The organism is Bacillus sp. FSL W8-0848 (assembly GCF_038007805.1).
In the GTDB taxonomy this organism is placed as follows: Bacteria; Bacillota; Bacilli; order Bacillales; family Bacillaceae; genus Bacillus; species Bacillus glycinifermentans.
In genome coordinates this window covers 997,010-1,015,842 of sequence record NZ_JBBOYB010000001.1, presented here as the reverse complement: position 1 = coordinate 1,015,842, position 18,833 = coordinate 997,010, and the positions used below count along the sequence as shown (strand labels likewise).

Below are 18,833 nucleotides of genomic sequence, written 5' to 3'. Positions count from 1 at the left end.
AAAACGCTTATCTGAGCGTTTTAAACAACTGATCCATATATCTTTTTTGATTCCTCAACCTTTTTGCCTGGTCAACATTGATGTCCTGAATGTCTTTACGGAAATTTGCAAACGTCAGCTGCGGGCTGCTGTATGGATCCAATGGATTGTACTGAATTGAAATCAGTCTTACATCATCTTCAAATGTGATGCCTTCTGCTGTATCGGCCAAGACATGGATTGTGTCGCCTTTCCAGAAGTCTTGTTCAATTTCTAAAAGTTTCGGCTCATAGATTTTTTGAAAATCAGCTTCGATCGTCATTTCCGGATAAGGGTTCACATGCTTTTTCAGAGCAGAAACCATGCGGCTGGATTTTTTTATTGTTTCATCTTTTATCGGTTCAGCCCACCGCGGCTTTCCTTCAATTAAGAATTTCTCTTCATCAGGGTGAACATATAAAATAGGTTCAAATTCATATTTTGGATCCTTGTCAGTACTATTGCTGCCTTCTTTTAAGGCACCGTATCCCCAGGCTCGTGTGGTACTATTTTGGGAACTTGTTTTAATTGTAATGCCTGGCATGTTATAACGGGAATCCAGAGTAAAATCAATGCGCTTTCCCATCTTTTTATAGACGTAGATTTTGTAATTATCGACATCTATTTCAAGCCCATAATCTTCAATAATTTCATCCATCAATTCCGTAGAGTTTTTATCACCAAAATTCTCATGATCAGCGCTTGGAAACTCGCTTTCTGGCGCCTTCAGAATGTATTTGAAATCTGTATCTTTCAAGGCAATATCCAACGCTTCTCTAAGCTTTAATTTCTTTGTTACGGTATCATTCACGTAATTATTGATCAGTAGAACAGAAAAAATATGAGCTGCTGTGACGGTTTTTGAAAGGATATTATTTTCCTGCCTTACTTCTACATCCGTAATATAGTATTTTTGATGATTGAATTTTTTCTCATCCAGATAAAGTATGTTGTCGTTCACCAATAAATCGAATTCTGTGCCGTTCTCCTGCGTTTTTGTGATCGTGAAGGTAAAACTCTTCTTACCTGTCGTATCGTCCGTCAGATCAACGGAAACCCCGGTTATTTCAACAACACTTTTACCATCCTTCGTTGAAACATGCAGCTGTGGAAAATCAACATCTGAAGGCAAACTCTGATTGAGTGTGATGTCTTTGCCGTCATACTCCTTACTCGGAAATTCCGGCTCCGGTATCGGTGTGTCAGGTTGATCAGGATCATCAGGAATACCGTCCACAGAATCATATTGTGTAAGATTATACGTTTCAATTAGATTGTTTAATTTCGTTGCATAAGCCGGATCAGTAGCATAACCGGCTTTTACAAGGGCTGCTGTCGCTTTCTTGTAATCTTTTTCACCTACTATGGCTTTATAATGGTCGGGATCCCAGCTTGTTCCGTTAACATAAAGTTTGGCTAAATCTTGCAGAGAAGCATACCAGGATGGGTACTTGCGGAATTTGGCTTGTACCCGGGTCGCATTCCCTTTCCGATCGTATTCAGTCGTCCACATGAGAACATATTGCCCGTTATAAGTCCCCTTAATTCCGAATAGATTTTTTCCTTTCTGAGCGAGCCCGCTTGTCCCCCATGCGCTCTCTAAACAGGCCTGAGCAATAATAAGAGACGCAAGAATATCATATTTTTTGTAAACCCGTTGTGCATCTGGTGCAATTTCTTTTATAAACTCTAAATTTGCCATTCTACTTGACCCCTTATGCGTAATAGAATCGTGTATCAAAAGTGATTTCAAAATCATCAGTATTTTGTATTTCAAAATCATTGCTCCCTATATCAAGCCCCGGGAGCCTGCCGGAGGTTTTAACCGGCTTATTATTGATCACGGTATACTGTTTGATAAAAGTGACAGGCTGTGATTTTTTCAATTCCTGTTCAATTTTCAGCTTCTCCCCATTTGTATGGTTGATGATCGTCACGTTTTTACCTGAAGCCCGTAAGGTCACACTGTAGTCATGCTGCATGGGATTGATAAAAGCATCCCCCGTATTGTAAACCTGAAATCTTTTTCGATTTTTAAACACATATTCCAGGTTGTCGTGCATCTGAATATTCATGCCTGGGCTCCAGTATTCTCCGTGAAAATTCTGTTTTGTCAAAGTAGTAAATTTTGACTCAGCCAAACCAGTGTAGTTGTTAAATTCCACAGTAAAAGAAACATGGTTTTTTTCTTTTTCCTTTGGAATACTGAAATTCCCATCACATGTGACACGAAAACGGAGATTCGGCAGCAAGTCAGTTGAAATATAGTAAGGGAACGGTTTAACCAAAACCGCGTATAGTTCTCGCCGATACTGATAAAAATTTTCGGCAATAACTGAATTCATATAGATTTCAACCGATATTTTTCTTTCTTTATATTTGACATCGCGGGGATGCTGCGGCAAAACGACCCCATTTATTCTTGGGATATTTGTTGTTTCCCGCTCAATGCCTGGTGACTCAGGTGTAAAACTTAAAGGTTCGAAAAAAGGAAGCAGGCTGCTTAAACTCTGCTCCCCCAAACCATTATCATAGTCAATGTACAATTCCACTATCTCACCCCATTCAGGTATGAAGTTCGATTATACCGATCGCCAGATGATTGATCGATTTTCTTCCCATCAAGATAAGTGTTGTTATCTTTTAATAGGATCTGTTGCAAAAGCTGCACATTTTTGTTCAGAAAATCTATTTGTTTTGCCATCATACTAATTTGTTTTTCTTGATTCTGCACAACACGGCTGATATCCACAGATATGTTATTGGATGGTTGCAGCTCATTCTCCGGTTTCGCCGATACCTTTTGAAGCAAAAGGAGTGCTTTTGAAATCATTCCGTCTTGTAGTGACGGGAGTACACCAAGCTTGCTACCGACACGAGCCCATAATCCAATATTACGCTCCCGATAAGCCGGATCTTCCGTGATCGTGGTTTCATCATAGCCGCGCTCATTTAAAATTGCCCACTTTGAACCACCACGGCCGGGCGAAATACCGCCTTTTGCATACCCGACATATCCGCCGCCTCGGCCCATTGATTTTAAACCCGGATGATTGTTTATGTCACCATATCGACGTTTGATATAGTTAATGGCAGCCAAGATATTGTCGATCGGATTCAAAATGTTATTATGTCCAGGAAACTTGTTCGCGTTGAACGTGCTTGGAATCGTCTGCATCAGCCCTTGTGAAGGGTGCCCAGCTTTCGCATTAGAATCCCATAAATTGATGGCGTTAGGATTACCGCCGCTTTCTTTCATGGCGATAGTAACAAGCCCAGGGATCCATGAAATCGGCACACCCGCGATGCCGACTGCTTCAGTCACCCATTGGTTTACAGCTTTTGTTCCGCCGGTTCCTTTAAATGTACCTGGATCCGGCATGACACCTTTCAGGAACTGAGCTGCCCCATCCTTCAATGTCTTGAGTATACCGGTCCCTAACGAGTCAATGCCTTTTCCAGTTTTGTAGGGGATCAGCCCACTAAACAGTTTTTTGATTAAGTTGCCGGGACCCTTTGTAATCAAGTCCATTGCGGTTGAGCTGACATCCCCGATTTTATTTACAACACTTTTTCCAAAAGACACAGCCCCAGTAATCATTTTTTTAGATCCTTCAGCTGCTTTTTTGAAGAAGTCGCCGACACCGCCTGCATAGCCAGGTAGCCCCGTAGCTACTAACTCTTTAGACTGATCGTGTGGGAGTACGGAGGTGCCTCGTGGAAGATCCCAAATTTGCGGGCCCCCTGCCCCTACAACATAAGTTCCGATGCCTGGTGTATGGGCCAACTCCCACCCTTCTTCACCGACAATCGCTTTTCCTCCAGGGTGAAAGTCTGTTCCTTTTGCATAAGCGACACCAGGTGCAACTTGCATTTTAGAAGTATCTTGATAGCCTTTGGGTTTCCACTCCGGTATCGTTGGCGCGTGCAGAAATTCAAGAACTTTATTAATATAGCCGGTGATCTGATTTATTACCCCCGCTAAATCAATTAGGTGTTGATCCCATTCATCAAGGATATCACCTGTTTCAATATCAACCTGATCAAGATGGCCGGCAGCTTGAAGTTTTGCCTCCTCGACTACGCCTTTATGTGTCTCTTTTGCTTTTTCAATTGTTTTTTCGGTTTGGCTTCTAGCTTTCTCAACAATGTCATCGTGCTCTTTCTTTGAAATTGTGCCTTTTACATAATACTGATCATCAGCAGCATCAATAACAGCCTCGCGCTGCTTTTCGGCAGCTTTAATTGTTTTTTCTTTTGCTTTGTTGCTGTTTTTCACAACAGCGGCTGCCTGTTTGGCGGAAAGGTTTGAAGATTCTTCTTTCAACTTTCTCGAAATTTTCGTTTGCTCATCTTTACTACGAGTAAGTGCTGTCTCCATTTGGGCGAGCATTTTCCCTTGAATTTTAGTAACTTCTCTATTTTCTTTATCCGTAAGTTTACGATGTTCTTTTGCGGCGTTTCGATAAATCTCATTTACACGATCCACGTATCCTTGTATTTTCTTTTGTTTCTTTTGGTTTCCAACTTCAATTTTATTTAGAATCTTAGCTGCTTCCTTATCTGAAGTTTTATCATTAGAAGCATAAAATTCCCTTAATACCTTGGTAGCTGAATCAGCGCTTGTTTCAAACCCTTTCTTCAAAGTCTCTCCCATCGCTGTAAACCTTGTTTTGACATCGTCCGCTATTTTCTTGGTGATTTTCGCATTGGTTAAACGAAGATACTCAAGCTTAGCTGTGACTTTTGTATTCATATCTTCATAAGCATTCACAGCCTTTGCAGTAGACTTCGATACTCCCTCACCAAAGTCAATAGTCGATGGAAGAACCCTTTTCTTCAGGTTATCATAATAGTTCATACCGGCTTCCGTGAGAAGCGTTACACCTGTAACGGCAAGGCCAATAGGACCGCCCAGAAGGCTCAATCCACCGCGTAAAAGACCGACAACTCCTGCGCCCTTTTTAAGAATGTTAAACAGACCAAAACCACTTTTCGCTAAACTCAAAAAGCCGCCAGCACCTTTAATTGCATTGGCTCCGACCTTTAAAATATTGCCGCCGAATTTTAAGAGCTCAGGCGCAAAGGAAAGAATAAGACCGGCGATTGTCCCGACGGGGCCGCCAAATAAACTTAGACCAAGCCCGGCAACACGTGAAGCACCACCCAGTCCCCGCATAGCTCTTGTACTTCTACTAGATGACTGCTCAAGCCGCCCTACTCTCGTTGTTGCGACCGCGGTTGATTGATGGAAACGTCCCATCCTTGTAGATGCTACAGCCGCCGCCGTGGAGGTCGTGTTCATTCCTGCAGCCGCTGTCCTGGAAGCTGCTCCCGCCGCAATAGCTTCTGTGGAATAAACGCTGAGGCTTGCTGATGCTCGGTTTACATTACCTGTTAAATAGCTCCCGGCAGTACGTAACATGTTCCAGCCTGCTGCCACTTTTGGCAGAGAGCCTAAAATCAATAAGAATGCTCCACCCAAAAGTGAAAAAACAGTTACAGCTCCGCCAGTGATCGCAATGGTACTCGCAACAGAAGGGGGTAATGAATCAAACCAGGTAACGAATTTTGTTAGGCCGTCAGTGGTTGCACGAATCACAGGGAGAAACTGATTCCCCAAAGTGATAAGAGCGTTGTTCACAGCTGATTTCAGATATTCAACAGATCCAGCGAGGTTATCCATTTGCTTTTTGGCTACTTTGTCCGCGGCGCCCCCGCTATTTTCTATCTCTTTGGTAAAATCTTGGAGCTTATCTTTCCCTGCGTGCATTAAAGTAATAAAACCAGACAGGGCGTGTTGCCCCGCCAATTGTTTGGCAATACGGATTTTTTCAGTTTCGGTATAATTTTTTGTTTTCTCATTGATCTGGCCGATTATATCCGAAAGCGGACGCAATTTTCCGGTTGAATCGGTTACCTGCAAACCTAATTCATGGATCGCATTTCCGGCCTGTTTTGGCGGAGATGATAAGCGGGTTAGTGTAGCCCGCAAAGCCGTTCCTGCCATATCAGCCTTAATCCCGCTGTTTGCCATAATACCCGTTGCTGCGGCTAACTCTTCCATGCTGAGCCCGGCCGTTTTTGCCGCCGGAGCCGCATATTTCATCGTTTGGCCGATCTCTTGAAGCGTTGCGTTTGAATTGGTGAACGTGTACGTCATCGCATCCGCAACACGGTTTGTATCTTCAGCTTTGATATGAAATTCCGTCAAGATATCGGAAACGATGTCAGCTGTGACTCCGAGGTCTGTTTGACCAGCTGCGGCAGTCGAGAGAAGACCAGGCATAGCTCCAATGATTTGATTCGTTTTATACCCAGCCATCGCAAGATACTGCATTCCTTCGGCAACTTCTCCGTCAGTAAACTGAGTTGTTGCACCCAAATGACGCGCCGTTTCTGTCAGCTTAGCCATCTGGTCGTTTGTTGCATTCGCTAAAGCACCAACACGGCTCATAGCTTTTTCAAAATCAGCTGCGGCTTTTACACTTACTCCAATCCCCAACGTTCCCGCTGCGCCAACAGCCGAAAGGGCTGTTCCAACCTTAGAAGCAGAATGGTAAACAGCGTTTAGCCCTTCAGATACTTTCCCTGAATCCCGTCTGAACACAGAAAAAACACCCGAAGCGCGGCGGGTGCTGTTTGTCGTATTTTCAAATTCTCTTGTTACACGTTGCAGTTCGTTTCCAAGGCTTTGGTGAACTGCAATAGCATCATTTAACCGCCGCCCTTGAATTTGAGTCTCGCGGTTGTCAATTCCTTTTTCTCTCGCTAATTTTTCGTATTTCGTCCGATGCTCTTCCACCAAGCGACCTTGGATACGATATTTGTTATTGAGACCTTCTACTTGGGATTGGAGAAATTTAGACTGATTACCCGCCGCTTTATAGATAGACCCGGATGCTTTCATTTCAGAATTTGCTAAACGCATTTGCCGCTTTAAGCCTTCAATTCCTCGGTTCAAGCCAGTATCATCAAGGCCTACTTTAACGATCATATTTCCGATAGGTTGCGCCATATGTATCCACCCCGCTTCCCTGGCATAAACTCAACTAAAAAAGACCGGCTGTTAAACCCGCCTTAGAAAAACACTTGATCTATTGGCACAACTTTTGGTTTATTTTCATGTGCCAAGACTTCTAAGTAATGGTAAATATCCATCTCATCAATTTCAGTCATGGTCCAACCCTGCTTTAAAAGGGCTGCGTAAATATCATTGAGCTGCTCTATTCCTTTTTCTGCTGAAAGGCCTCCGCCTCCGGCAAAAAATCTTCTTCCTCCTTAACTTCCTCATAACCCATAATTTCGCCCATGATTCGCCTTACTTCGTCTGAAACTTCAAAAGACTGTAGACCTTCTTGAAATTCCTCTAAAGTAAATTGATTGCGGAATACACGCACAATGAATTTCATACGATCTTCAAGACTTTTGAGCACTTCTTTAATATTCTTTGTTTTTATAGCTGCCTCATCTAACTCCAAAGCTTCATACAAAGTTTTTGTATTTGTACGAGGTGCAATAAACGTTTTGTATTTTTCTTCTTTTTCAAACCATAATTTAACCGAAATTTGTTTTTGAGCCATGTTGACTCCTCCTTTATTTTGTTAGATATAAAAAAAGAGAAGCACGCTGCTTCCCTTTATACTGTTTTACCAATGTCTACACTGGATTTATCACCAGAACCAGAATCTGGATTTTTATAGACATTGCCAAATACTTTTTCATAAAACTTGTCCAAATCGAAATTCGGGGCATCTTCATCAGCCAATACTTTATAGGCGTTGTCTTGTTCGCGCTCCATAAATTCAGCAGAAAGTTTGACCGTCTGAAAATCTGTCTTTTCTTCTTTTGTTTTCCATTCATCATCCGGCAAAGAAAAACGCCCTTTTACAAGTCCCACATGGCGATTCTTACCGTTTGCTTTTGGCCCAAAGAAGGACATAGCAACCCACGGTGGAATTATATTTTTCTTAAATAAATAGAGGCCGTCTGTTTCCTCAATTCCTAACAGTTCGGCCAAGATTTCCATTGGTAAATCTCGCATTTCTAGCTCCAACTTTGTGGAACCTGTTGTAACGGCCATATCAACTAATTTGTTGTCTGCATACTGCTTTTCTGTTGATGTATCCGTATTGACCTTCGCGTTAATTGCGAAAGGATAATCAATAATTTTTGTAGCCACATAAAAGCCATTTTCCTTTTTTAAAGGCGCAAATTTAACGCCTTCCAATCCGGTAACTGAACTGTATTCAGCCATTCTAAAACCTCCAATTATATTAAAATATTGGCCTCAAACCGGTAGCCTTTCCGAATCAGCCCTTCATCTTTTAAAAAGCCATTGATTAAAATTCCTGTTTGAAAATCTAATCGATTCATGACCCCAACCACGGCAGCCAAAATTTGATCGCAGGAAGAATCGTTATACACATCGATTTGATATACAGCGCTGTCCTTGATCGGCTTTCCGTCAGCCCACCCTGTAGTTCTGTAGTCTAATTCCTGTACGACGATATAGGCTGGTTTGCTTTTAATGCCAATCGGTACCGCAAGCTCAAAAATGTTTGCAGGATCGACCAATAATAAAAGCGCTGGATTGGTTTCCAGCGCTTCAAATATTCTGTTTTTTAGTTGTAATGCTCTTTCTGCCACATTCATAGCTTGTACCCTCTTTTTATAACGGTTGCCATCGCCTGAAGCATCCTATCATTGGCACTTAGCATACTCTGCTGAATGAACGGGTTAGCCGGCTGATGAATGGTTCCGAATTCAGGCAAGTGGACACGGAACTTCGTATCTTTTGTAGGACCGACAACCGCATATATTTCACCGTCGGGATCCTTGCGTGTCCTGTTCCCAACAATGATATCTTCATCAATGTGGGGGTGATTTCCGCCAATGTCTGATCGGGGTGCATTCTTGTCAATTTCTTTAGCAAGGACCGCACCACCAGCTTTTACAGTGGCTTTATTTATCGATTCATTTTCCCTTGCAAGAGAGCTTAAATATGAATCTAATTCTTTAAAGCCCTGCATTTCCATTTCGATCTTCATTATTCCACCGCCTTTGCCCTAATCATGGTGAAATTTTTCCGGGAATAGTTCGGTATGATAGATTCAATTTCATACGCTTGATTCTGAAAAAGGATCCGCATATGTTCATCGATATCCTCGCGGTGTCGGATCGTGAATTTTACTGTCCTCTCCTTCTGCACCGCGGCCGCCGCGTAATATTCTCGGCCTTTTAACCCTTCGGCTTTTGCCCAGCATTCAACGACCGTTTCATAGTTACCTTCCACAGGGAGACGACCGCCTTCTTTTTTCTCTTGAAACTTGATTCGATACCGCATGTCATTCAGCATAAGAATCAGTCTCCGGAACTGTATATTTTAATTGATTGATCATCATCGTAAGCACCCCATCAAGATTTGAAGTCGTGCCGGCCACTTCCCGGTTTTCATACCAATGCGTAACAAAAGCCTTTACACACATATCAGCCCGCGCTGAATTATTAGGAAACTCCAACCCGGTTGCGGCCGTAATGTATTCTTTTGCAGAAGCGATAAACCCAAGAATTAAATCATCCTCCAGATCACCATCGACCCGGAGGAATTTTTTCGCCTCTTCAAGCTCTTTTTGTTCCATTTCAGTCATAAGGCATCACCTATCCTTCGTTAGCTAGATGTTCCGCCACCTTTTAATTCATCAATTTGCTTTTGTAAACCGTCTAAAATGGCCTTTACTTCACTGTTTAAGTTAACCATCATGATGCTTCCAGTTCCGATGTTGTTACTTCTGACAATGTTTTCACCAAGCATTTCATGAGTGATGCTTTTTTCTTCAATGACGGCCGGATCACCTTTGTCGCCTTTGGGGCCTGGTTCTCCCTGTGGGCCTTGTGGACCGGTATCTCCTTTTTCCCCTTTTGGTCCTTGTGGTCCCTGGGGCCCTGGTTCACCTTGCATTCCTTTAATGTACAAAGGGTTGTCTTCACTGTTATTTTTCAAATAAACAGCTGTTACGGGCTTACCTGTGCCGTCATCCTCTGCGGAAGTGAAAACACCATTACTTTGGTTTAAAAATTGATCTGCCATATTTCATCATCCTTTTCAATTTTTTTATTTTCCTACGTCAACTGATTTATCTTCTGTGTCGCCGGTACTTGGAGTTTCATTGTCGGGAACAGCGTCTTTAATAGATGCAAATTCCGCATAAACAACAGCATCCGTGTCCCAAAGAACGACGTCCTCACGTTCAATGATTCGCATATCTGTAGAGTTACGATAGAATGCTTTACCACCGACATTTGTCGTTAAAATGGAATATTGCTGACGATCAAAGAGTTTGACAGCTTCTTTAAGATCTCCAATGATTAATGGATATTTTGGAGTCGTTTTTGTACCGCCGTTTGGCAAATACTTGTCAGAAATGACGGATACCGGCTTACTGAACAATAATTTTTTAGTTGGATCAGTAGGGTTCGGCTGAAGCAAGTAACGGCCGAAAGCGTCTTTCAGTTTATCTAACACGTTAAATCCTGATTGGTTCGTGACAACTTTAGTCGTGGCATTAATAGCCGGATCAAGTTTGACATTGAGAATGTCTTTAATGTCGTCCTGTTTTGAAACCGTTGTTTTTGCAAGTGTTCCTAATTGATTAAGAATCAACGTATTACGGGTCACGGCTGATTTTTTGGCAAGCCAATTAGAAAGGTACTGCAAAAGCGCCTCTTGTGTATCTGCAAGCAAATCATTAGAAAGAACCAAAATCCCGGCATAGTCTTTAATGCTATATTTAATGTTTTCAAATTTAGGGTTCTCTAATTCTTCAATATCCGCTAATTCCTCAAGATTTACTAACGGGGTGATATCCGCTAGTTTTTCAAGAACCCTTGACCCTTTGTTTGTTGATACCGGAATGACATCGACGAGATTTGCCAGCGTATCAAATTGACGTCGTTTTTCATTAATTTTCGTGGAGATATCCTGCGGTACAATAAGGCCGCCGTCCTCATCCACACCTTCTTTCATCGCGGCAAGAGGTTGCGGTACTTTGCCTGTTTTAAGGGCAGATGCGAAAAGCTGAACATGGTTTTTCGCATCTGTTTTGGCGATATCATCCGTTGGCTGTTGCGAGTTCTTTGCCTCTGGATCTTGCTGCGGCTCTTCCTGTGCATATGAAACCTGCATGTTTCGTAAATCCTCATATGTCTGAATTTGATCTTTAATTTGCTGAGCTTCTGCAAGTAGTTTTTTGGCTTCATCAAGTTTTCCCTCATCGGTCAATGCTTCAATTTCCGTACGCTTTTCCGCCAAAGCCTGACGTAATGCTCGTTCTTGTTTAGACATTCCGCCCCCGGCGAAAAATTGAATATCGAGTTTCAAAAGTTCTTTCTGTTTCAAATGCTTATCCTCCTTAAAAATGGCATAAAAAAGAACCCTTAAAGATTTAAGAGTTCAAGTTTCATATTGATCTTTTGTTTTAGTATTTCATTCGGGCTTGTTTCTTCAGCCGGATTTCCAGCAGCAGATTGAGCAACAATTTTGCCTGGAACATGTTTAAAATGTGCCAGCACCTGATGATCAATGCAGGCTGCTACATCCTTTGATTCTGAAACCATATCGATCAAGCCATAATTTAAAGCTTCATCGGCGGTGAGCCAGGTTTCCTCATCCAGCATCTGGCGTAAAGTCCCGTCGTCCAGTTTGTCTCCTGCTTTCGCAAGATATGTGGAAACGATACTTTCAGTAATCTTATCCAGATCATCGGCTGCCTTCCGGAATTCCGCGGCATTCCCGACCATCCCCATGTATGGGTTGTGAATCATCATCATGGCGTTACTTGGCATCGTAATCTTATCACCGGCCATTGCAATGACGGAAGCGATACTTCCGGCCAGCGCATCCACATAGACATTGATTTTGGCTTTATGACGCTGGAGCATCGAATGAATAGCCTGCCCCTCGAAAACATCCCCACCGGGCGAATTGATGTACAAATCAATAGAGCTCACGTCACCTAAACTTTTCAATTCAGACTGAAAGGCCTTGGACGAGCTCTCGCTAAACCATCCTTCGCCGGTAATAGAACCGTAAAGCGTGATTTCAGCGGTCGAATCATCCAGAACCTTCATGTTCCAATACTTGTTTTTCTTCTTCTGTTCCGTTGCCATCACCCCCTTTCAGTCGATCTGAAGACCGTTTCGTCTTGCTGAGCTGATATTCTTTCATAATCGAAAGGGGAACAAGGTTTAAGTTTCCATAATGCTCATCACCGATCTCCCCGATACCTGTCATATCCTCTTTTTGAAGAATAGTATTGACACTAAAGGCGCCGACACTTTGCATCGTTTTATAAAATTCAGCACGTGATTTACTGTCCCCACGGAGCTCCGATTCCAGGTTAAATTTAAAGTAATAGCCATTGTTTCGCTGATTCTCTGTCAAAACCTTATCGTTCAACTCTTGTTCAATATTTGTGACGATTGGCTGTAAAGTGGTTTTGACATAATCTAAGGACTGCTGTTCAATATTTGAGAAAGTCGCCCGATCAAGTTCACCAATTTTATGCGGTGGCACCTTGTAAATAGATGCAATCTGTTGGCGATTCCATTTCATCGATTCAATAAATTGGGCATCTTTCATAGGCATGGTTACTCGTGAATAATCAAGCCCGGCGTCTAAAACTGCAATAGACTGCCCCGCATTCACCCGCTCCCAGTCTTCCCTAAGAATTTGTTTACTTTTTCGGTCTAAAAGGGTAGGCGCTTTGACAACACCGAACGGTGCACCGCCATTCTTGTAAAATTTCGCGTTGAATTTTGTGGCAGCTCTATTTGACCCTATATTGTCCCGAATAACTGAAATCGGGGTTTGCCCTACAATTCCATCAAGAGACAGATTTTTAAAATGTAGCACCTCTTCATAAAAAAACTCTCGGTATCTGCCATCAATCGTTGTGGAGTACCAAACACGGCCGTTATTAGGATCAATATTTGTATTTGTTGCTTCCGGATCCAAGGGTCTGATCCCCGTCACATTCCCGTCTTTATCAAAAAGTAAAAGGTTGTAGCTGTTTCCCCAAGTGCAAAGTCTTGTAACCAAAAGCCGCTTCCACACAAAGCTTGTCATATAGTCATTGACTTTGTTCAGAATGATATTGCTAACACTATTTTGAACCTGTTGTATGTTTGCATTTTTGTTCTGAAAAAGTTTGATCGGAAGTTTGGCAATATCGTCCGCCAAAACAATCACACAGGCATATACATCCGGATGAAGAACGGCCGTTTTAGTTGATACCCTTTCACCAGATGAGCTTTCAGATCCAGCAAAAATATTTCTAAACCACGTAGCTGGATGGAGAAGGGAACCGCTATCCTCTTCAGCAATTTCATTTTTTATCCCGCTCTTTAAACGGGCTTAATAGCATCTATTTCCCTCCCCCATCCTTATTTTTTTGACGAGCGAACCCTACCAAGCTCGCAAGCGAAAATAAAAAAACACCGGTTGCAATTAAACCCGCGTTTACGTTTATTCGGTATATGGCTATTGAAATGAATACCATGCCTGCAATAAGCAAAATATCTTCTAAAAATAGCTGTAAGGCTTTTAAAATTTTCAAGTTCTCACCCCCTACAGGCTGAAAGATCCAGACTGAATATAAGCGTTTAAGTCGATCGCTGTATCAATCTGAGAAGCCCGAACATGTGCATTAATAAGTGCAGCCGCCGGGTCAATCCGTTGTGTGGACTTGGACTTGTCCAGCATTATATTTTCCTGGGCATCCACTTTTGTAACGGCGTTCCCCATAGCCCAAGTCAGCAGATCGTTTTTATTATGGATGATCTTTTTCGCCTTCACTTTTTCTCGGAAGTCTTTCGTAGGTTCTGAAAGTGTGGCTACACCCTGCCGAATTTCAACCATCACATATCCGTCTGCCTCCATCTGTTGGGCAAACTGTGTGGCATTGTACGGATCGTAGGCAATTTCTTTTATCCGCCAGCCTTTTTCTTTCTCCATTTTTTTAATGTAGGTTCTGATATAGTCATAATCGACAACAGCGCCGTCGGTAACGGTTAGCCAGTTCTTTTTTCTCCACAGATCATAAGGTACGTTATCAGTCTTCATACGCTCATAGAAAGTATCTTCAGGCATAAAGCCGTGACTCTCAACAGCAAAGCTCCCATTATCCAATGGGAAAATAAACGAGACAGCTGTCAGGTCAATTCGTTTTGACAAGTCAATCCCTACATAGCACTCACGGCCGGATAGATTAGGGAACTGATCAGATCCGCAATCCTTCCAAGCCTGCATATCCATGTATCCACCGTCGCGCATATTAACCCAAACATTCATATTCTTGGTCAGGAAATCCCTCATCTTTTCAGGAACAGCCAGAGCCATTTCAAGACGATCTCGCAAATATTTTTTCCCAACTTCATGAGAAGCTAATATCGGATTAGCCTTTATCCAATTCCTTTCATCCTTTATGTCATCGTCTTTATCTATTTCGTTCACCATGACAAAATACTGTTCATTTGTCTCTACTTTGTTTGGATCGAGAAGACGTGAAACATAATCATACTCCACACGATAGGCCGGATTGTTTAACTCGTGCCCCGCTGTCGTGATAATAACCATGATCGGCTGCGTTCTTGCGCCCATCCCCGACTCCAGGATATCGTAAATCTCTGACGTTTTATGAGCATGATATTCATCGATTATGCCGCATTGCGGGTTAAATCCGTCACCGGTCTTTCCTGCATCTTTAGATAAAGCTTTGATGGTTGAATTTGTTTTTGGGTGTTCAATGGTGCTGTATGCTATCCTGTATTTTTGCTCAGGTTTGTTTAGAAGTTCGCACCCTTCTATTTGGGCTTTTATCTCCTTCCAGCATATTTGAGCCTGCTCCGTCTTTGTTGCCCCTATATAAACTTCAGACATTTTCTCATTGTTTGCCATTGCTTCATAGGATGCAACACATGCTAGACTCTGAGTCTTTGCATTTTTACGGCCAACCTGCCAATACACTTTTGTAAAACGGCGGTATCCTGTATCTTTATGAATCCAGCCATAAACATTACCGAAAATAAAGATTTGAATACGATCTGGAACTATGTTTTCACCAGCTAATGGCCCTTTTGTATGTTTGAATTGCGTCATCCAGTAAAGAAAGCGACGGGCTTTTTCATCGTCAAACACGTAAGGAAACTCTCTTGTTCCTTCTCTTTTAATATCATTTAAAAACCGCTGACAAGCCCATATATGCTTTTCACACGCAACAATCTCGCCCGATATTACATCACGCGAGTAGTCAATCATAAACTGTTTAATTGTATTCATACATTATTAAACTCCTTTTCCGCTGCTGTTTTTTCGCGTTCTTCTTGGGTTTTGGTGATCGCGAGCTTGGCGCGTGCAGACGGCGTGAGTCCGAAGTCATTAGCAGCCGATTTCATTTGATCATAGAAATTTTTCTGCCGTTTCAGCAGGGGGTGCTCTTCTCCAACCAACTTGATCGGCTCCCCGTTTTCATCTTGACCCTCTGTATGAATCATGATGCCGTCTTCCTCAATAATTTTCGAAATAGAGATGTACTGAGAATACGCATTACAGTAGGCAGCCAACATGCTGATATCCGCCTCCGTCATAATTTCCACCTCAGATAATAAAGCAGCAATCCGCTTAAATTCTTTTTTAGCCACCTTATCCAGCCAGGTAGGCGGTTTGATATTTTCAGAGCGCATTTTCATCTTTTTTTCATGTTTAGCCCTGGCTGCAAGCTCTTTCGTATTCTTTTTATTTGGATTACCCTGTATTAATTGAAGGGCTGCGGATTTTGCAGGTCTCGGCATGTTTTTCACCTCATTCCTTTTAAAAAATCGCAATTTTTCGCTTGTTTTTTTCACAAAGCATGCTATGATGAAAGTAACAACAAAACCAGTCATATCAAGCCCTCTCGGCAAATCTGTCGAGAGGGTATTTTGCGTTTCGGGAACTTTGAAAAGCGGTGTTTGTTTACAGAAAAGGGGGCGCCGTTCCCGCGGCGGTTGCTTTCCAAGGATTTTCATAGGGGGTATCCCTACTTAATCGGTTTGCTCCGGTCGCCGTGAACCTTGTTATGGCAAGCATTACAAAGACTTTCAAGGTTTGAAAGGTCTAAACGCTTGGACCAGTCCTGCTTTACCTCCACAATATGATGGACCATGTCGGCAGGAGTGAATCGATGTTCTCTCAAGCATCGCTGGCAAAGACGATTGTCTCGAAGCAAAACAAGTTCTCTTGTTCGTTTCCAATCTGTTGATTTATAAAAACTTGTTAATGTTTTGTTTCTTGAATGTTTGTTGTATTGTTTCGTTTCCTCCTGCTGGACATGCCTATGGTCAGGACAGTACCCCTCCCTGGTAAGGGCCTTACACCCATAGGCCTTACACTCCCTTAACGGCTTAGGTGGCATTGTTGATCCTCCTTCAATGTCAATCGTTCATTGGTTCAACTCTTTATTTGCCTGATCGATTAACGGCTGCATAAGTAGGCCAATGCGCTCTTTTAAACGTCCATACTCTGCAAGAAGACGCTCAGCCTTCTTTAATCTCTTGGCCTTCGCATACTGATTCTTTACACTTCTGATACGTTTTTGCAGGTCTCTTATTTGTGGGGTGGTCACAGAGAACACGGCCCTATGCTGGCAGGCTGGGCACTGGATATACCCAACGACAACACTATTCTTCCTTCTCTGCTCCTGCATAACGATTGCATGAACGTCTCCACAACGCTCGCATTTACTAAGAGGTTTCATGAGCTTCCCCTCTGATCATGGAAGTATCGATTATAAACGATTGACTTTGTTCCAAACTTGCTTTCCTTATCCTTGTATTCAATATCAATCAACGTGGGATTAATTGCTTTGTCATCTTTTGTTAAGTATGAAAAATCCGCACTTATAATCCCTTCAACCCTTTTACCCTTGTAAAAAATACGTGGTGCTGCTGAATCAATATCCTCAAGTTCGATCTGTAGCAAAGGCGTTTTCTTTGCCGATTTTAAAGGTTGTGGTTCTAGGCCGTTTGCATCTCCTGCTGGAATAGCAGTACCAACGCCAATAACAGGCATTGCATATTTACTTCCAACATAATTAACAGCATTTATCACGCCCTCTTCAGGAGAAAAAGACTTCACTTCTGAAAACGGTTCACTAATTTGGAATTCATCAACTTCAATCGTTGATATGTCCAATCCCCTATCAAGAACCATAACACCTGTTTCAATAGCACTTTTAACTTCTCCGCGTATTGCTTCTTTTGCGTCTTTGCTGAGGTGTGCATCTGTTTTAATAACCATGACTTTCATTCACTTCATCCTCCTGTTTTTGGTCATCTTTTTATACCGGCCATGCCCTGTCCTTAGCCCTCTCACCTTTTAAATACCTAGACATTGTCAGCTTTTTCTGACCAGGTTTAATTATTAAGCTCCTTCTAAGAGGTGTACGAAATGGGATATATAATTGACCTAAACTATAATCCCTTTCGCGCCACTGCTTACGTAAATACTTGTATCTCTTCTTACGTTCCCTACTCATACGCCTTTGCACCAATTGCCATCTCCTCCTTCGTACTTAACCTCCGTCGCATTCTCGACTAAGTAACGAAAGTAATCGTTTTTCACTATCGAATTGTCTAAATAGCCCGTCAACAAAACGAGTACCATTCTGTCAGGACTAAGACCGTCTAGGCTTGAAGCGTTGCGCGAGATAAATATCGGGTTTTTGTGCTGCGGATAACGCGACCGTATGTTGCGCCATTGTTTTCATCTATAACCGTTCGACCAACCACATACACATACTTGCGCGAGCCAGACCGAGTTATATTATGACAGTCATTAAGTAATTTCAATGCTTGACCAAATTTCATCGTTTGTTCCTCCTTAATAAAAAGCGCCCTCCCGTTTGGGAAAGCGCTTGGATATATTCCATCTAAACCAGGCCCATACTCAGAGGCCCCTTATGCCGCCAATCGTCTGATCTGAGATTCACTGGACCCGGTTTACAGAGAACATAAAAAAACGCTCTCCCGTTTGGAAAAGCGTTTTGAATTTGATTCCCAAGTATGTAATAGCATAAAAAATATGCTTTTTAATCGATTTTATTCAATGCTTAACAAGTCTTCAACTAAATCCAGAATTTCAAAATCACTCAAAGAATTATATAGAAGAACGGTCCCGTCAACATTTATTTTAAATGTTACGGCTGCCTGAGGCATATCATAATTTATAATTACTGCTGATAATTCACCTCGTCTAAGCATTTCTGAATAATACTGAGTATCATGAACTCTAGTACCTCCCATACTTACAGAACTGACTGTTTCAATTTTCACTTTAAATCTTGCATTTCTAACATCGGACGCAGAGTCTATAATCTTAAGGATATCAAATTTGTGCTGTTCATATTCGTCGCCAAAATTTTCTTCTAAAATTTGTTTTGCTTTTAAAGAACTGTCTTTTCTACAAAGAGTTACTAGATTTCCTACCCCTCTCTTTCTTTTATTTCTTACCTTAATATAGGCTTGATACATATCCTGTTTTATTACTTGATGAACCACTTCACCTTTAACTCGGACTGTTTGCGCAAATATTTCATCATTTATTATTTGGATATTTTGATACCCAGTCGGAGAAATATTGTTGAGTAGAATATAGGTTTTTAATTCTTCATTATAGCCATTAACTAGCTCATGTTTTTCATGCGAGAACACTTTAAGTTCCTCATCTTCCCCAGTATCATTAAGCTTATCGTAAATGTTTATGCTGATAATGCTCATCA

The 18,833-nt window shown here is 42.0% G+C and carries 21 protein-coding genes; all 21 read right to left on the bottom strand.

Features of this window, described 5'->3' with window-relative positions; genetic code table 11:
* Positions 1–7: 7 nt before the first annotated feature.
* Positions 8–1,720, bottom strand: a complete 1,713-nt coding sequence (locus NSQ39_RS05415; protein ID WP_341014380.1) for a phage tail protein — start codon at positions 1,718–1,720, stop codon at positions 8–10.
* Positions 1,721–1,733: 13 nt separating this feature from the next.
* Entirely contained in the window at positions 1,734–2,570 is an 837-nt protein-coding gene (locus NSQ39_RS05410; protein ID WP_341014379.1) for a phage tail family protein, read from the bottom strand.
* A complete protein-coding gene (locus NSQ39_RS05405; protein ID WP_341014378.1) occupies positions 2,570–7,036 on the bottom strand; it encodes a phage tail tape measure protein in 4,467 nt (1,488 codons plus the stop codon). The genes NSQ39_RS05410 and NSQ39_RS05405 overlap by 1 nt, the downstream gene beginning before the upstream one ends.
* A 208-nt stretch (positions 7,037–7,244) precedes the next feature.
* Positions 7,245–7,601 (bottom strand): phage tail assembly chaperone G, encoded by a 357-nt coding sequence (gene gpG / locus NSQ39_RS05400; RefSeq protein ID WP_216899697.1) that lies wholly within the window; start codon positions 7,599–7,601, stop codon positions 7,245–7,247.
* 56 nt (positions 7,602–7,657) lie between these two features.
* Positions 7,658–8,275 (bottom strand): major tail protein, encoded by a 618-nt coding sequence (locus NSQ39_RS05395; RefSeq protein WP_216899695.1) that lies wholly within the window; start codon positions 8,273–8,275, stop codon positions 7,658–7,660.
* Between the two features lie 14 nt (positions 8,276–8,289).
* Complete coding sequence (gene gp17, locus NSQ39_RS05390; protein ID WP_216899693.1) at positions 8,290–8,673, bottom strand: tail completion protein gp17; 384 nt, start codon at positions 8,671–8,673, stop codon at positions 8,290–8,292.
* On the bottom strand, positions 8,670–9,068 hold the full coding sequence (locus tag NSQ39_RS05385) for an HK97-gp10 family putative phage morphogenesis protein (protein WP_216899691.1): 399 nt from the start codon (positions 9,066–9,068) through the stop codon (positions 8,670–8,672). The genes gp17 and NSQ39_RS05385 overlap by 4 nt, the downstream gene beginning before the upstream one ends.
* Entirely contained in the window at positions 9,068–9,376 is a 309-nt protein-coding gene (locus tag NSQ39_RS05380; RefSeq protein WP_216899689.1) for a phage head closure protein, read from the bottom strand. Before NSQ39_RS05380 ends, NSQ39_RS05385 begins: the two co-directional genes overlap by 1 nt.
* On the bottom strand, positions 9,366–9,668 hold the full coding sequence (locus NSQ39_RS05375) for a head-tail connector protein (protein WP_216899687.1): 303 nt from the start codon (positions 9,666–9,668) through the stop codon (positions 9,366–9,368). Before NSQ39_RS05375 ends, NSQ39_RS05380 begins: the two co-directional genes overlap by 11 nt.
* Before the next feature lie 20 nt (positions 9,669–9,688).
* Positions 9,689–10,108, bottom strand: coding sequence for a collagen-like protein (locus tag NSQ39_RS05370; protein WP_216899685.1), 420 nt, complete (start codon positions 10,106–10,108; stop codon positions 9,689–9,691).
* Positions 10,109–10,132: 24 nt separating this feature from the next.
* Complete coding sequence (locus NSQ39_RS05365) at positions 10,133–11,416, bottom strand: phage major capsid protein (protein ID WP_341014377.1); 1,284 nt, start codon at positions 11,414–11,416, stop codon at positions 10,133–10,135.
* A 38-nt stretch (positions 11,417–11,454) separates the two neighbouring features.
* Complete coding sequence (locus NSQ39_RS05360) at positions 11,455–12,186, bottom strand: head maturation protease, ClpP-related (RefSeq protein ID WP_175076748.1); 732 nt, start codon at positions 12,184–12,186, stop codon at positions 11,455–11,457.
* Entirely contained in the window at positions 12,131–13,414 is a 1,284-nt protein-coding gene (locus NSQ39_RS05355; RefSeq protein WP_175076775.1) for a phage portal protein, read from the bottom strand. The genes NSQ39_RS05360 and NSQ39_RS05355 overlap by 56 nt, the downstream gene beginning before the upstream one ends.
* Positions 13,415–13,442: 28 nt before the next feature.
* Positions 13,443–13,634: a DUF1056 family protein gene (locus NSQ39_RS05350; protein ID WP_057957701.1), complete on the bottom strand. Its 192-nt coding sequence runs from the start codon at positions 13,632–13,634 to the stop codon at positions 13,443–13,445.
* Positions 13,635–13,645: 11 nt separating this feature from the next.
* Positions 13,646–15,355: a terminase large subunit gene (locus NSQ39_RS05345; protein WP_175076749.1), complete on the bottom strand. Its 1,710-nt coding sequence runs from the start codon at positions 15,353–15,355 to the stop codon at positions 13,646–13,648.
* Positions 15,352–15,867, bottom strand: coding sequence for a phage terminase small subunit P27 family (locus tag NSQ39_RS05340; RefSeq protein ID WP_175076776.1), 516 nt, complete (start codon positions 15,865–15,867; stop codon positions 15,352–15,354). The genes NSQ39_RS05345 and NSQ39_RS05340 overlap by 4 nt, the downstream gene beginning before the upstream one ends.
* A gap of 227 nt (positions 15,868–16,094) precedes the next feature.
* Complete coding sequence (locus tag NSQ39_RS05335; protein ID WP_175076750.1) at positions 16,095–16,469, bottom strand: HNH endonuclease; 375 nt, start codon at positions 16,467–16,469, stop codon at positions 16,095–16,097.
* A 27-nt stretch (positions 16,470–16,496) separates the two neighbouring features.
* Complete coding sequence (locus NSQ39_RS05330) at positions 16,497–16,811, bottom strand: hypothetical protein (protein ID WP_175076751.1); 315 nt, start codon at positions 16,809–16,811, stop codon at positions 16,497–16,499.
* Positions 16,808–17,362, bottom strand: a complete 555-nt coding sequence (locus NSQ39_RS05325) for a hypothetical protein (RefSeq protein ID WP_175076752.1) — start codon at positions 17,360–17,362, stop codon at positions 16,808–16,810. Before NSQ39_RS05325 ends, NSQ39_RS05330 begins: the two co-directional genes overlap by 4 nt.
* A gap of 377 nt (positions 17,363–17,739) precedes the next feature.
* The gene (locus NSQ39_RS05320) at positions 17,740–17,922 is read right to left on the bottom strand and encodes a hypothetical protein (RefSeq protein WP_175076753.1); all 183 of its coding nucleotides are present in this window, start codon (positions 17,920–17,922) and stop codon (positions 17,740–17,742) included.
* 231 nt (positions 17,923–18,153) lie between these two features.
* Positions 18,154–18,831 (bottom strand): hypothetical protein, encoded by a 678-nt coding sequence (locus NSQ39_RS05315; RefSeq protein WP_202049364.1) that lies wholly within the window; start codon positions 18,829–18,831, stop codon positions 18,154–18,156.
* Between the last annotated feature and the right edge of the window lie 2 nt (positions 18,832–18,833).